At 43.8% G+C, this 15476-nt stretch carries 10 protein-coding genes; 9 read left to right on the forward strand and 1 reads right to left on the reverse strand.

The window, feature by feature from the left end:
• Positions 1 to 241: 241 nt before the first annotated feature.
• The 8 genes from NSQ68_RS12070 (at position 242) to NSQ68_RS12105 (ending at position 12906) form a co-directional block, all read left to right on the forward strand.
• Complete coding sequence (locus NSQ68_RS12070) at positions 242 to 934, forward strand: FadR/GntR family transcriptional regulator (protein ID WP_190299262.1); 693 nt, start codon at positions 242 to 244, stop codon at positions 932 to 934.
• Positions 931 to 2139, forward strand: coding sequence for an MFS transporter (locus NSQ68_RS12075; RefSeq protein WP_342428946.1), 1209 nt, complete (start codon positions 931 to 933; stop codon positions 2137 to 2139). The genes NSQ68_RS12070 and NSQ68_RS12075 overlap by 4 nt, the downstream gene beginning before the upstream one ends.
• Before the next feature lie 230 nt (positions 2140 to 2369).
• Positions 2370 to 2519: a cysteine-rich KTR domain-containing protein gene (locus NSQ68_RS12080; RefSeq protein ID WP_307354090.1), complete on the forward strand. Its 150-nt coding sequence runs from the start codon at positions 2370 to 2372 to the stop codon at positions 2517 to 2519.
• A 1537-nt stretch (positions 2520 to 4056) separates the two neighbouring features.
• Complete coding sequence (locus NSQ68_RS12085; RefSeq protein WP_342428947.1) at positions 4057 to 4326, forward strand: CD3324 family protein; 270 nt, start codon at positions 4057 to 4059, stop codon at positions 4324 to 4326.
• 308 nt (positions 4327 to 4634) lie between these two features.
• Positions 4635 to 5633 (forward strand): alpha/beta hydrolase, encoded by a 999-nt coding sequence (locus NSQ68_RS12090; protein WP_342428948.1) that lies wholly within the window; start codon positions 4635 to 4637, stop codon positions 5631 to 5633.
• 97 nt (positions 5634 to 5730) lie between these two features.
• Entirely contained in the window at positions 5731 to 7797 is a 2067-nt protein-coding gene (locus tag NSQ68_RS12095) for a thioredoxin domain-containing protein (RefSeq protein ID WP_342428949.1), read from the forward strand.
• Positions 7798 to 8198: 401 nt separating this feature from the next.
• Complete coding sequence (locus NSQ68_RS12100) at positions 8199 to 10199, forward strand: methyl-accepting chemotaxis protein (RefSeq protein ID WP_342428950.1); 2001 nt, start codon at positions 8199 to 8201, stop codon at positions 10197 to 10199.
• A 145-nt stretch (positions 10200 to 10344) separates the two neighbouring features.
• Positions 10345 to 12906, forward strand: coding sequence for a response regulator (locus NSQ68_RS12105; RefSeq protein WP_342428951.1), 2562 nt, complete (start codon positions 10345 to 10347; stop codon positions 12904 to 12906).
• Positions 12907 to 12911: 5 nt separating this feature from the next.
• On the opposite strand, the gene NSQ68_RS12110 is transcribed toward NSQ68_RS12105, so the two are convergent.
• Positions 12912 to 13598 carry a response regulator transcription factor gene (locus tag NSQ68_RS12110; RefSeq protein ID WP_307354084.1) on the reverse strand — a complete coding sequence of 229 codons (687 nt, stop codon included), beginning with the start codon at positions 13596 to 13598 and terminating at the stop codon, positions 12912 to 12914.
• 590 nt (positions 13599 to 14188) lie between these two features.
• On the opposite strand from NSQ68_RS12110, the gene ectB reads away from it, so the two are divergent.
• Positions 14189 to 15451 (forward strand): diaminobutyrate--2-oxoglutarate transaminase, encoded by a 1263-nt coding sequence (ectB, locus tag NSQ68_RS12115; protein WP_342428952.1) that lies wholly within the window; start codon positions 14189 to 14191, stop codon positions 15449 to 15451.
• The last annotated feature ends 25 nt before the right edge of the window (positions 15452 to 15476 follow it).

Raw genomic sequence — 15476 nt, forward strand, 5'->3', positions numbered from 1 at the left:
TATTGCCGCGAAAGAAAATGAGCTGATACCGCAACGGTTGATTACGCCAAAACCCGCACTGTGTTTGAACGGTACAAATCCGCGAAGTACAGCAGGAATTATTATTCGGAGCATAAGGCCGACATTGAACTGCACCGGGCGGCGAGGGCCGCAGAGAGTTGTTTCAATTAAATAAGTGTGATAAAATACCTATCAACCAAACATCCTATGTTTGATAAAAAGGCGAAGAGAGGGTTAACACATGCTTCAGAAAACAAACCGGCTGACGCTGGTTGAGCAAGTCGCATTGCAAATGGAAAGTCTGATCGAATCCGGCAAGTGGACTGTCGGGATGCGCATTCCGGCCGAGCCGGAGTTGATGGCGGAGTTGAATGTTAGCCGCAATACATTAAGGGAAGCAATTCGGGCGTTGATACACGCGGGACTCTTGAAGACGAAACAAGGGGACGGAACTTATGTCTGTTCTTCAAGCGTTTTGGGGGTCGTGCTGCAAAAACGTATTTTGCGTTCCGATACGCTGCAGACGTTAGAAGTCCGGCATGCGCTCGAACGTGAGGGAGCCCATCTGGCTGCGCAACGTAGAACGAGCGACGAGGCGAATGAACTTCTTCTCCAACTTGAACGCTGCGAGGCGGCTGCTGCACTCGGTGACATTGATGGATTTGTAACGGAGGATATTCGTCTTCACCAAAGCATCGTCACTGCATCTCACAATGAAATATTGATCGAATTATACGACCATATCGCTGAAGCGTCGCAAGATTCGATTACAAGCTTGACTCGTTATGAAGTCGGTGCGGATTTCTTGGAAATGCACCGGCTGCTTGTCGAAGCGATTGTCGATAAAGACGCCGATCGGGCTGTGGCAGCGGTTCACCGTTATATTGCGGAATCGCAAGCTGTTCTCGACGTCAAAGGAGGGGAACGGCCGTGAGCGTACAAATCGATACGAAGTCAACGATGGTCAAGAAGTCGTTGTCGTCGAGTTGGCCGATCATCATTGGCATCGTCCTGATCTCACTGACCATGCGATCACCGCTAACGTCGGTAGGCCCGTTGGTTGGCTCGATTCGCGAGTCCCTCGAACTGTCGAATACCGGGGTAGGTCTGCTCACAACTTTGCCGATGCTTGCTTTTGCGCTTCTTTCACCGTTCGCGCCCATTCTGGCGCGCCGCTTCGGGGTGGAAAGGACCATGCTTTATGCGTTGGTTCTGCTCATGGCGGGTATCGCGATCCGCTTGTTGCCTGCAACAGCTTCTTTGTTTGCAGGCACTGCTTTGCTTGGGCTCGCGATTGCGGTGTGTAACGTGCTCATTCCGAGTATGGTTAAACGGGATTTTTCTCGTCAAGTCGGTCTCATGACAGGAGTGTACTCCGTGTCGATGAATTTATGCGGGGCGATCGCATCCGGTGTAAGCGTTCCGCTCGCCCGTAATCTCGGTTTCGGTTGGAATGGCGCGCTAGTCATCTGGGGCGCACTCGCTTTGTTGGCCGCGCTATTCTGGTTGCCTCAAGTTCGGGCGAGTCACGCGTCTTCCAGGACAACAACGGGCGGTGCGTCAGCTCGTCGAAGTCTGTGGCGTTCACCGTTGGCATGGATGATTACGATTTTTATGGGGATGCAGTCTCTCTTTTTCTATGTTTTGATCGCTTGGTTGCCTGAAATTATGACAAGCCGGGGCTTGAGTGAAGACAGCGCCGGTTGGATGCTGTCGCTGTTTCAAATCGCTGCGCTGCCCGTAGCATTCATCGTGCCGATCGTTGCGGGGCGCATAAGGAATCAACGTTTACTGGTTATCATAATGACTATCCTGTTGTTTGTATCTTTGGCAGGCCTTTATTTCGGCGGAAATGCTTTCATTTCGTTATGGACAATTTTACTTGGAATTGGTGGGGGATTTGCGTTCAGCTTGGCCATGATCTTTTTAAGTTTGCGGACGAAAGATGCCCACGATGCAGCTTCTTTGTCCGGCATGTCGCAATCCGTTGGATATTTGCTGGCAGCAACTGGACCGATTTTATTTGGTTTGCTCCATGACATCACAGCAACTTGGAACTTCCCGCTGTTATTATTGCTTGTCGTTAGCGCTCTATTGTTCATATCTGGCTTGGGCGCCTCAAAAAATCGCACAGTATAAGGGAGAATCGCCCCCAAGAGCGATCATGACATCGCAACCTTGTAGTTCAGGTGAGTCAGATGAACACATCAACTGTGGGAATTCGAAAAGCTCGCCTTACACCAATGTCCAAACAAGAGTACAACGAGGTTTATTAATAAGTATCGCATTTAATTACATTTACTTGCAGATAGAATTGAATTGTCCATTATTAAGATGTATGAATTCTAATAATATGACAAGTGCGATATATGATAGAAATAAGTTGGATATTATGCCCTGCTTGCAAAAACAAAACACGGTTGAAAGTTCGCAAGGATACAATACTTAAAAACTTCCCGTTGTTTTGTCCAAAATGCAACCAAGAGACCCTGATCAATGTGCAACAACTAAATATGTAAGTCAGTTATCAAAGAGCAGACGCTAAGACGTAGAAACGGTAATTTGTGAGAACGTCACAAATTACCGTTTCGCTCTTATTAAAACTCGAGTAGGAAGAATAGTAGGGTATTCAGAACTGCTGGAGAAAAATCTAGATAAATTACCTTGCTGTAAAAATCTAGATTGAACAATTTGCAACGAGTAAACCAAAAGTTCCGAGATAAATTGAAAATTCCATCCAAAGTTTGAATATAAACTCCGTATGGAAAAATCCACTTATTCGCCCTATATTTTATGTACTTCTCATGATTTATTTTTCACGTTCAATAACTAACTTTCTACATGAGAATAAATATCTACCTTGGGACAACATGAAATTTTGGACCTGCCCTAATAAAGTATGTCCTAATTATAAACAACATGTCGTTCAATTGGATACTGAAATTATACTGGGCCTCGTTTATGGCTATTTTATGTGTCCAACTTGCGGGTATATTTATCTCGAAGGAGAGGGGGATAGCTTAGGACCTATTGAAATTATATCTAGAGGTCCTTTTAACCGTTCCTTCTCTTTCTACTCTTGTAGTGACTGTCCAAGGATCGTCACAGTTAACGATGTCACTGAGGGGAAATGTTCCAGAAATCCTTTCATTTGTTTAAAAAAAGTTGATATAATTATTAAATCAGTATGTATTCAGTAAACACGATCGCCCCGATTATTATAGGTTGGAACGCTGCTTTAGTAAAGAAAATTATTTAGAAACGCTAAAGATTATCCCGTTTATGTGGATTATCGTTATTTTGTTAGTAAGATTGGTTGCGAGACCATTAGTGGGTAAAGTGAGACCCAAATTCGTAGGACAAACAAATCTTTTCAGAACTTCTTCCACAGTTGGTTTAGAAATTTTGGTGTAGCATTTTGGATTGAGCTACTGGTTGCTCAGCCAATAGCAAGATTTGCAATGAAAAAATACACGCAAGACAGGCTAACCAAGCAGAGAGTATAAATCTGTGTAAAATCTGTAACACCTAGAAGCCGCTCATTGGCTAACGGGGACACCTGTTCAGCTGGATAAATGCACTTAATTTCAAATTTTTATTCGGAAGCTAAGTTAGAAAGTGTGTCTCACACTCTGGAAAAAGTATTGGGGAGTCGGTTATGGATGGTAAAAAATTTGTTCTTATGCTTTTACTTTTTTGCTTGTTGGGCATTGTAGGGCTAGTTGCTTTAATCTACGGATTTATGTGGTTCGTATTCATGGTTAGTGTTTAAAATCAGCTATCTAACAGCTCAATTTTTAATCGCTTGCTTTTTGCTGATATCATTTAGCTGGTCCCAGGTGAGCAGAAGTTATGCTATACTTGCGAGGTAAAAGGGGGTGCCTACTGATGGAGAATCTGTTAGGATTGTCTGTGACTTCTTACACTCATGCAAAGCCAATTATTAGGAAAGCGTTACTTTGTATGGGGCGAAACAATTTTTAACGCTGAATAAGCTTTTTAATATTTTTGGCTTTGCACCTTATTTTAAAAAATCAAAATAAGGGGCGAGTAAAATTGAGATATACGAATGCTTCAAAAGTTTTACCTCAAGAATTAATTATGGAAATCCAAAAATATGTTCAAGGAGAGATCCTGTATATTCCTAAGCCAAAAACGGAATATATGAATTGGGGAAGTTTGAGTGGCGGGAGATGTTTGCTAGAACAGCGAAATGCCGCAATCAGAAATGCTTTTCAAAATAGAAGCAGTATCGAGCAATTAGCTAATGAGTTTTTCCTCTCTACCGAAACCATTAAGAAAATTGTTTATTCACATAAAAAGTAGATGGACATAACGTGATAAGCTTAGGACGCGACCGGATGATCGCTGTGAACGATCAATCCGGTAGCGTCTTTTTGTTTGTTAAAAGGTTTGATGTGTCTTCGCATTCCCACAGCCAGATTCCAAAATACTTTTTTGGCATTTCATTTTTTTTTTTCATAATTTTTATGTCAAAAATGATTCTAACTCGTTGTTTTCATTTATAAAGCTGATTTTAAACTTAAAATATAAATATAAACGACAACAACAATTGAAGGAAAATATGTATTGATTCATTGTCTTTAAAACAAGAAAGTGAGGAAAAGATTATTATGGGGGAGCAAAAAAGTAGAAGTAGACACCTGATCGATCCAGAAATTATCAGTGCAGTTGATCTAATACCAACAACCGATCTTACCGAATCTACACTAAGGGAAGCACGTAAAAATCAATCTCAAATGATGCAACAAATAGATGTAACGCAGATGTTCCCTATTACATTAGAAAAAAAGGCTGTGCCAAGTTATTTTAGTGGTCCAGATATTCAAATCGAAATCATTAAGCCCAAACAATCAAAGCATCATAAGATGCCTCTATATTATTCGATACACGGAGGCGGGATGGTCTTAGGAAGTCCAGTCGTGGATCGTCCTGCTAATGCATCTCTTGCGGCAAAACATGGTTTCTGTTGTGTGTCTGTGTACTATCGTCTAGCACCAGAGCATGTACAGCCAAGTCAGTTACAGGATTGTTATTCGGGCCTAAAATGGTGCATTGAACATGCGGAAGAGTTAGGGATAGATACTCAGAAAGTTGCCATAGGGGGCAGTAGCGCTGGCGGCGGTTTGGCGGCTGGCCTAGCTTTGTACATTCGTGATCAGAAGGAATTCGAAATCCATCATCTAAGTTTAATGAGGCCAATGCTAGATGATCGCACAAGTACCGCACCAGAGCATCCATACGCAGGAGAGTTTATTTGGACTAAACAAAGTAATTATTTTGGCTGGAAATCTGTATTGGGGGATGAACCGGGTCAGGAGGAGGTAAGTGAGTATTATGTGCCGGCTCGCGCTAAGTCATTGGCCGGATTACCACCGACTTATATAAATATAGGTACCATTGATTTATTCATTGATGAATCCTTGTTTTTTGCAAAACAACTGGCCTTTGATGGTGTCTCAGTGGAATTACATGTCTATCCCGGGTACCATCATATGTCTCCCGCGTTTCCAGAAGCACATTTTTCAAAAGAAGGGGCCAGAACAAGTGAATACGCCTTGCTGAAAGCTCTGGAGATATTTGATATAAATTCTAATGAGTATAATGTTTGAGAGTCATTATCTTTTTTCATTTCTTCCGACTTTTACCACCCATTTAGGGTAAAATAGTACCAAGTATAAAATTCAACTACGGAAGTGGTGATGTCCCATGACAACGAGCAGCAAACCGAATCGACTAGCTAAGGAAAAATCACCGTATTTGCTACAGCATGCTCACAATCCAGTAAATTGGTTCCCTTGGTCAAATGAGGCTTTTGAAATGGCTAAGCGTGATAACAAGCCTATTTTCCTATCTGTCGGCTATTCCACTTGTCATTGGTGCCATGTAATGGGGAGAGAATCTTTCGAGGATGAAGAAGTGGCTGAGGTATTAAACCGGGATTACGTATCCATTAAGGTGGATCGTGAAGAACGTCCGGATGTGGATCATATCTATATGTCCATCTGCCAGACGATGACGGGGCATGGAGGCTGGCCACTGACGATATTGATGACGCCGGATCAGAAACCTTTTTTTGCGGGGACGTATTTGCCCAAGGAGCAGAAGTTTGGCCGTGTCGGACTGTTGGAGCTGCTTGGCAAGGTGGGTACCCGATGGAAAGAACAGCCGGAAGAGCTGGTGGAACTGAGTGAGCAGGTGCTTACCGAGCATGAGCGGCAGGACTTGCTTGCAGGTTATCGCGGTGAACTGGATGAACAGAGCTTGAATAAAGCTTTCCATGAATACAGTCACACCTTCGATAAGGAATATGGCGGCTTCGGGGAAGCTCCCAAGTTTCCTTCTCCACATAACCTGTCTTTTTTGCTGCGATATGCACAGCATACGGGGAATCAACAGGCACTGGAAATGGCAGAGAAGACGCTGGATGCGATGTCCCGGGGCGGAATCTACGACCATATAGGCATGGGGTTCTCACGATACTCCGTGGATGAGAAGTGGTTGGTGCCGCATTTTGAAAAAATGCTGTATGACAATGCTCTGTTGGCCATCGCGTATACAGAGGCTTGGCAGGTGACAGGCAAGGAACTGTACCGACGGATTACAGAACAAATCTTTACATATATCGCAAGGGACATGACGGATGCAGGTGGTGCCTTTTATTCGGCGGAGGATGCGGATTCCGAAGGAGAAGAGGGGAGATTCTATGTCTGGGACGACTCTGAGGTAAAGGCTGTACTAGGCGATGAGGATGCCGCCTTTTTCAACGATTTGTATGGGATTACGCCTTACGGAAATTTTGAAGGTCACAACATTCCAAACCTGATTGATATCAATCTGGAAGCCTATAGGATCAAGCATGACTTGACTGAGCAGGAACTGGAGCAGCGGGTTAGTGAGCTACGCGCCAAGCTGTTTGCTGCCAGAGAGCAACGGGTTCATCCTCACAAGGATGACAAGATTTTGACCTCGTGGAACGGGTTGATGATTGCTGCACTGGCGAAGGCAGGACAAGCTTTTGGAGATACGAGATATACAGAGCAAGCCCAGAAAGCGGAGACGTTTTTGTGGAACCATTTGAGACGGGAGGACGGACGGCTGTTGGCGCGTTATCGGGACGGCGAGGCAGCTTATCCCGGTTATGTGGATGATTATGCTTTTTATGTGTGGGGCTTGATCGAGCTATACCAGGCGACCTTCGATGTACAATATCTGCAACGGGCGTTGACGCTCAATCAAAATATGATCGATTTGTTCTGGGATGAGGAACGGGACGGATTATTCTTTTATGGGTCAGATAGTGAGCAGCTCATTGCCAAGCCTAAAGAAATTGATGACGGAGCCATTCCGTCAGGTAATAGCATTGCGGCCTATAATTTTGTGCGGCTTGCGCGGATAACGGGTGAATCTGGATTGGAGAACTATGCAGCCAAGCAGTTTAAGGCTTTTGGCGGTATGGTTGCTCATTACCCGTCAGGCCACTCCGCGTTGCTCAGCGCGTTGTTGTATGCGACGGGAACGACGAAGGAGATTGTGATTGTGGGTCACAGGGATGATCCGCAGACCGTACAGTTCATTCAGGCGGTTCGAGCTGGGTTCAGGCCGAATACGGTCGTTATTTTGAAGGATGAAGGACAGTCGGAGTTTGCAGAGACGGCTCCTTATATCCGTGATTACGATCTTGTGGAAGGCAAACCAGCCGTATATTTGTGTGAGCATTTTACCTGTCAGGCACCTGTTACCAGGCTCGAAGATCTGAAGGTGTTGTTGGATTAGAACTGAATAAAGCGATCGAACCTAATCCCCTTGGGAGTAGAAAACATATGGTGATTTTCGAAAATGACCCTATGTTTGCTACCTTCAGGGGGATTATTTTCATGTTAAGTGATAGGTATAGTGAGATGAAACTAACATTTTCTTAATATGTGCTACGCATTTTTTTTAATATTTTTTAGGTATATTATATCAAAGAACCGGTTCCGACCAGCCTTGTTGTTTTCGAAGATAAGTACATATACCTATTTAACTAGCGCGTTTATATCTTTTATGTCCAAGCGTTTTAGCAGCAGAAGTGAAAAATGTGAAAGAGAGTCTGTCGGGTGATTGTCATCATCGGCAAGACGAAGAGGTTCACTATAGGTTAGGAAATCCAGGTAATGAAATGGAGATGTTTATTAATGAAGAAGTTATCGGGAAAAAAGTGGCTAGTCGCAAGGATGCTCAGCAAAAATTTTAAAACGAAGCTAATGGTCGCCTTTATTGCATTTCTGATTTTACCGTCCATGATCGTGGGGGCTTTGTCGTTTATAAGCGCTAGCCAGCAGATTCGAAACCAGATTGAAGAAAGTGCCGAGCAGGCTATCATCCGTACTAATTTTATTATTGATAGTACTATTAAACCCAAGGTACATGACGCAGAATATTTTGCAGAAAGACTAAAAGGCAATCGGGTAGAGACGGAGGAACAAGCGGCCAAACTGGAAGAGTTTTTCAAGCAATATGCTGCACTTCATCCTGAAGCAGAATCCATCTCTTATGGTACGAAGGACGGTAAATTTATAACCTATCCACAAAAGCAGTTACCGGACAATTATGATCCACGGGTCAGACCTTGGTACGATGAAGCGATAAAGGAGCAAGCAAAGACAGCGATTAGTTCTCCCTATCTTTCGGCAAGCTCGAAGCAAATGACGGTTACGGTGTCTAGGGCAACGTCAGATGGATCGGGTGTTATTGGCATTGACCTGAAAATTGGTGGTATTAAAGAGACGTTGAACAATATTAAAGTAGGTCATGAAGGTTATGCCATATTGCTGGACAGCAACCATACTTACATTGTACATCCGACGAAGGAAGCAGGCACCAAAATTACAGATATTGAATCACGCATGTTTCAGAGCGATACTGGTGAATACGAGTATGAGTATGAAGGCCAGCCCAAATATATGAACTATGCGACTAACAAGCTGACTGGCTGGAAGATAGGCGGAACGCTGTATATGTCTGAAGTCGATGAAGCAGCAGGACCGATTTTGATCAGCACTTTACTAACCATCGTCGGTTGTCTTGTGATTGGTATTATCATTGTTTATTTCCTGATCCGTTCCATCATCAAACCGATTTTAAAGTTAAAAGAACAAGCGGTAAATGTGAGCGCCGGAGATCTGACACAGGACATCCAAGTAAAGAGCGAGGACGAGATCGGAGAATTAGGAGTGGCTTTTCAAAATATGCAGAATAACTTGCGATCTGTCATTCAGAACGTAGGGAACAGTGCAGATCATGTCGCCCTTTCTTCGAATGAACTGACGATAAGTGCGGAACAAACCAGTGCTGCAAGTGAGCAGGTGTCCCAGGCTGTGCAAGAAATAGCCAGTGGTGCAGAGAAGCAGACTACAGGGCTGGAAAATAATTCGGTGGCCCTGGATGAAATTGCACAGGGGATCACCCAAATCGCTGAACGCTCGATTTCGGTAGCCGATTTGGCCAAACGATCTGCCTTGCAAGCCGAGGAAGGACGAAAGTCTGTTGAGCAGACAGGCGAGCAAATGAATTCCATTCATCAATCAGTAGAGCGTTCTAACCAGATGATTCAAACCTTGCAAGCCCGCTCTCATGAAATTGGTGAAATTACGAAGGTTATCGGCGATATCTCCAATCAGACAAACCTGCTGGCCTTGAATGCAGCTATTGAAGCAGCCAGAGCGGGTGATCATGGAAAAGGCTTTGCCGTCGTTGCTGATGAGGTGCGTAAGCTGGCAGAGCAGTCTCAAACTTCCGCCACACAGATTGCCACCTTGATTGCCGAAATTCAGCATGAAACCGAAACAACAGTGAAGACGATGGACAGGGTTACGACTGAGGTGCAGGATGGACTGCAGATTTCCAAAGCAACCATTGTCAAGCTGGGTCATGCGATGGAGGGCATTCGAGAGACAACGCCTCAGGTAGAGGAGGTCGCTGCGATTGCACAGCAAATATCAGCCAGTGTACAAGAGATTGCAGCGACAGCCAACGAGCTGGCGACGATTGCGACCGGTAATGCCGCCACATCTGAGGAAGTTGCTGCCTCCTCACAAGAGCAACTGGCTTCCATGGAGGAAATATCAGCTTCTGCACAGTTGCTTTCAACCATGGCTGCTGATTTGAAGGCGATGATCAGTCGTTTCAAATATTAAAATGAACTTGAACCCTATGGAATGTATAGTACAATGAATGCTCGGGACAGTTCTTTAAGCCTTATGGCATAAGGAATCTGTCCTGAGTTTTTTTATATTTTCGATATATCTCACAAAACATGGAAGATTATAAGGGGGCGAACACTTGGTTCGAGATTTAATGCTATGTGCTATCGTGATATTATTGTTAGTTTTGGTTTTTCAGCGTCAACTTGTTCGTCAGGCGATCACAGGTGTATTTTATGGAGGGGCGGGAATGTTGTTCTTATGTTTTGGCATAAGTGATAAAACACTGTTGACCTGCGTGCTAGAGTTAGGGATGGGTCTAATATTCATGACTCTGTTTGTGCACACTTTAACCACCGCTAAGTATACATATGGACAACGTTTGTTAAACAAAGACCGTGATCTGCTGAATTTACTCCGGGTTCAACCTGGCTTTACCTTTAGGCTGGAGAAAAGCGGTGAGGAATTTTATTATAGGCTGCTTGAAGGTGAATTGCTGGAGCGCGTGGGTCTGAATCTGCAAGTCAACTACAATAAAAGGGAGCATGTGAAGCGCCTCGGTGACATTTTGGAGCTTTCCTCTGAAACGATGGAGCAACTTAACCAATACTACAAACAGGCCTGGTTTGGTGATCGAACCGTATTTGAATTGGAGTTTTGGGAATATTCAGCTCTCATTACCTTACATCCGGTTATGGAGGACGGGGTTACGAGGTCTGTTATCGGTCACGTGTTGGATATTACGGAGTATAAAGCCTCAGAGCAGAAGAGAAAGGAGATGGACGAGGCTAACCATGCGAAAAGCGTTTTTTTGGCTCATATGAGTCACGAAATTCGCACCCCGCTGAATGGAATCATCGGTCTGTCAAAGCTGTTGAATAAGACTGAACTGACTGCCGTTCAAAGAGATTACCTCCACAAGCTTCATGCTTCCTCGCGTACCCTTTCATCCATGCTCAGTAACGTATTGGATTTTTCCAAAATGGAAGCCGGCAGTCTGGAACTGGAAAAGGTAGAATTCGAGCCGGAAAAAATGCTTCGGCATCTCGCAGATACCATTGGAACTTTGCTCGAAGATAAGGGAATAGAGGTCGTATTTATAACGGACCCGCCGTTACCGAAAAGGTTTAAGGGAGATCCGCTTCGAATGGAGCAGGTGCTTTCAAATCTTCTGACCAATGCCATCAAGTTTACGGATCAAGGACATGTATTGTTACATGTAAAAAAGCTAAGTCAGCAGGAAGGGCGAGTAGGCGTTTCTTTTATGGTAGAAGATACGGGCATAGGAATTTCCGAGACGTGTAAGGACAAGCTATTCATCCCTTTTATCCAGGCGAGTACATCAACCAGCCGCAGATATGGGGGCTCTGGGCTAGGTTTGGCTATTAGCAAGCATTTGGCTGAAGCTATGGGCGGGAAGGTAGAGGTGAAAAGCCGATTAGGAGAGTACAGTCAATTTTACTTTAATGTCGAGCTGGAAACTGGGGAATTGAATGCAGGAAGCACACGAATAGAAAAACAAATAGAAGGCAAAGCCTTAATTGTTGCACAGCATGAACTGGTGAGATACAGCTTGAACAAACTACTGCAAGATTTGGGATTAAAAACATTCACTATTTCATCCTTCCAAGAAAGTATGGACGCTTTTCAAAAGGGTGAGCATTTTGATTTTGTTATCATTGATATGGGGATGGAAGGTTTTAGAGAACTGGACTCCCGGAGGCAATGGCTTCAAATGCTGGATAGGCAGATAACTCAGATCATTGGACTTACAACTGTGTTTCAGATGGAAAGAATAGCTGCTGGGGACATGGATCATAGTGTGGATGCCTTGTTGTCCAAGCCCGTTACCCGGAACGCTCTGCTGGAGGTTCTCTGCTGGAAGAAGGAACGGTCAGTGGCTACTGATTGTAATACACTGGAGACTCATGCGACGATGAGTTTCCGTAATGAGATGGGGGATACAACACAGAAGTATCAAATTCTCATAGCAGAGGATAACGAAATTAACCAGGTGGTGATTACCGAGTTTTTAGCAGAGCGTAACTTTGAAGTAACGATGGTCACGAACGGAAGAGAACTAATAGCGTTACTGGAACTGCGTTACTGGGATATGGTGCTGCTTGATCTGCATATGCCAGAGATGGATGGTTTTGAGACGGCGAGACATATTCGGAGAAACAAAGCTTTTAACAGGCTTCCCATTATCGCTTTTACCGCTGATGCTGTGCAGCATGAACAGGAAGTTTGTCTTCGTGCCGGAATTAATGCCGTGTTGCTCAAGCCTGTCCATGAACTGACCGCTGCTAGAGTGTTAACTAGCTGGATTAATTTAGCGTGGCTGCAAGATTTACATGGTATTCACGCTGAGCAGTCGATAGCTGGCATGGATGGCAAGGTGTATATTTTTCAATTTGCCCTTTATAAATGGATACAGGAATACGAGTATCTCGATAAAAGAGTTGTGAGAAAAATGGACAATGGGCAGTTATCTTCTGCTCTTCGATTAATCCACTCGCTTAAGGGAGGAACGGGGAACCTGTGCGCGCCTGAGTTGCTGGCAAAGGTAATAGAGCTGGAAAAGGCATTGAAGCGCAGCAATGAAACCTCAATAGGAGAACTGTATCCAGACTGGAAAGAGCATCTGAGCACGGTTCAGAAAGATATTAACCAAATCAAGTCATCACTTCCCTGGAGCTGACCGTGCTATTGCATAAATTTGTAGCCGATTCCCCAGATGGTCTTGATCAATTGCGGTTTCTTAGGGTCTTTTTCGATTTTTCTGCGTAAATGGTTAATATGTACGTCCACAGCCCTCTCATTAATAAAGGAGTCTGTGCCACGGAGAGCCTGAATCAAAGCATACCTACTGAATACAATTCCCCGGTTCAAATAAAAAAGCTTCATGAGCTCAAATTCTGAATATGTTGTCTCCACATTTTGTCCGTTTACGGTAATCATTCTTCTCGCTAGATCCAAAGTAATGCCCGAATCAGGTTCAGGTGCTCTGCCTCTTCCTTGCAAGCGCGTGATTTCAATACGACGGAAAAGAGCTTCCATCCGTGCTTTTAGCTCTTGCATACTAAAAGGCTTGCAAATATAATCATCTGCTCCCAACGTAAGTGTACGAATGCGCTCTGATATGTTGTTTTCTGTAGAAATCACGATGATGGGCACGTCCGTATGCTTGCGTATCAGTGGGCAGGGATTCATTCCATCCAAATCTGGAAGCAACAGATCCAGCAAAATAATATCGGGCTGTACGATCTCAAGCCTAGCAATACCCTCAGACGCTTGTTCCACTCGAGTAACGTTGTAGTCTTCTCCTGTTAAATACAAGGAAAGGGTATCTCCCAGCATATTGTCATCTTCAATAATCAAAACATTAGACATGATCATATTTCCTTATCTTTCTATCAAATTCGAGCCAAATAGTTAGGGTAGCTGCAATGTTTACAACAAGTTTTTGGCAGGTTCTGTTGATAGAGTAAACTCCTTTGGACAGTCTGTCAAAAGATCAGATTTATTTGTGGCAATCCTGTGGCCAAACAGTCCAAACGTATATCTATTTGATATGGAAATGTACTATTTTTGAGATTTGTTTCTATAATACGACATTTTTCGTTTTCTTTTAACAATATACTACAAGTCGTTGATGATAAATTACAAAAATTTAACAAAACACCTCAGAAACATGCATTGACTTAAATGAAAATTATGGTATTTTATTACATAGGAGTTGACATCCTCTGATAGGCCTCTTAGAAAAACCCACTATTTAATCTTCTACTAATCTACTTCATGTGCTATCTCTGTATTTAATTTTCGTACTTTAATTGTTCTTGTAATCGTACTCATGATTCTTTGGTGTGGATATCCCATTGTGAATTCAGACTGTCTACTCATTTAGATTACATATTTACATTTTTTTGCTTTCCATGCTTGTATTTTTTAAAATCAGGTCAGCGGGAGGACGAGAGATCATGAACACATTCGAAGCGCTGGAGTCCAATGTAAGATCCTATTGCAGAAGTTTTCCAGTTGTTTTCAACAAAGCTAAAAATGATGTACTGTACACGGAGGCAGGCAAGGGTTACATTGACTTTTTTGCCGGGGCAGGGGCTTTGAACTATGGGCATAATAATGACTTTATGAAAAACCGGTTATTGGATTATTTAACATCCGATCGGATTATGCATGGTCTGGATATGTACACGACGGCCAAGCAAGAGTTTATGGAGTCTTTTTCAGAGCGTATTCTCCAGCCCAAGGGCTTGAATTATAAGCTGCAATTTTGCGGACCGACCGGAACCAATGCGGTGGAAGCAGCACTGAAACTTGCACGCAAGGTGAAAAACAGAAATGGTATTTTTGCTTTTATGGGTGCGTTCCACGGAATGTCGCTGGGCAGTTTATCGATTACCAGCAACAACGCCATGCGAGAGAGCGCAGGAGTTTCCCTGAACAATGTTACCTTCATGCCTTATAACAGCACATTTAACGGAATGGATACCATTTTGTATATGGAGCAGCTTTTAACAGACACCCACTCGGGTGTGGAAAAGCCTGCCGCGATCATTTTGGAAACGGTACAGGCTGAAGGCGGTATTCATATTGCAGATACCGAATGGCTGCGTGATTTGCGACAGCTGTGCGATGATCATGATATTTTGCTTATTGTGGACGATATTCAAGTCGGTTGCGGTCGAGTTGGTTCATTCTTCTCATTCGAGCGGGCGGGAATCGTTCCTGATATGGTTGTTTTGTCCAAATCGATCAGTGGATACGGCTTGCCAATGTCTCTGTTGCTACTCAAGCCAGAATTGGATATATGGAGTCCGGGTGAGCATAACGGCACTTTCCGTGGAAATCAGCTTGCTTTTGTCGGGGCAAAGGCTGCGCTGGAGTTCAGAGATACGGTAGAGCTGGAAGCACAAGTGAAGGAAAAAGAGGCTTTTGTTCAGCAGTTCTTGCGTGAACATATCCAATCAATAGATCCTCTTATTGAAATTCGTGGCTTGGGACTGATCTGGGGAATTGATGTATCCCATCTGGGAGAAGCGTTCGCCAAGGAGGTAGCGACTCTCTGCTTTAGTAGAGGGCTCATTATTGAGCGTGCTGGACGTAACGATACGGTAATTAAAATTATGCCTGCGTTAACGATAAGTCTGGAAAACTTGCGTAAGGGCTGCGACATTATTAAAGAAAGCATGGCACAGGTAACCAGTACCTTGGTTACGATGTAATCAATCAGTAAAGCCCCTTGGTTGG

The sequence above is a fragment of the Paenibacillus sp. FSL L8-0158 genome (assembly GCF_038592965.1).
Taxonomy (GTDB): Bacteria; Bacillota; Bacilli; order Paenibacillales; family Paenibacillaceae; genus Paenibacillus; species Paenibacillus polymyxa_D.

Excerpts from the sequence above, each read along its gene's own strand:
- NSQ68_RS12070 (WP_190299262.1), top strand. The coding sequence starts at position 242 with ATGCTTCAGAAAACAAACCGGCTGACGCTGGTTGAGCAAGTCGCATTG.
- NSQ68_RS12080 (WP_307354090.1), top strand. The coding sequence starts at position 2,370 with ATGATAGAAATAAGTTGGATATTATGCCCTGCTTGCAAAAACAAAACA.
- NSQ68_RS12090 (WP_342428948.1), top strand. The coding sequence starts at position 4,635 with ATGGGGGAGCAAAAAAGTAGAAGTAGACACCTGATCGATCCAGAAATT.
- NSQ68_RS12095 (WP_342428949.1), top strand. The coding sequence starts at position 5,731 with ATGACAACGAGCAGCAAACCGAATCGACTAGCTAAGGAAAAATCACCG.
- NSQ68_RS12100 (WP_342428950.1), top strand. The coding sequence starts at position 8,199 with ATGAAGAAGTTATCGGGAAAAAAGTGGCTAGTCGCAAGGATGCTCAGC.
- NSQ68_RS12110 (WP_307354084.1), bottom strand. The coding sequence starts at position 13,598 with ATGTCTAATGTTTTGATTATTGAAGATGACAATATGCTGGGAGATACC.
- ectB (WP_342428952.1), top strand. The coding sequence starts at position 14,189 with ATGAACACATTCGAAGCGCTGGAGTCCAATGTAAGATCCTATTGCAGA.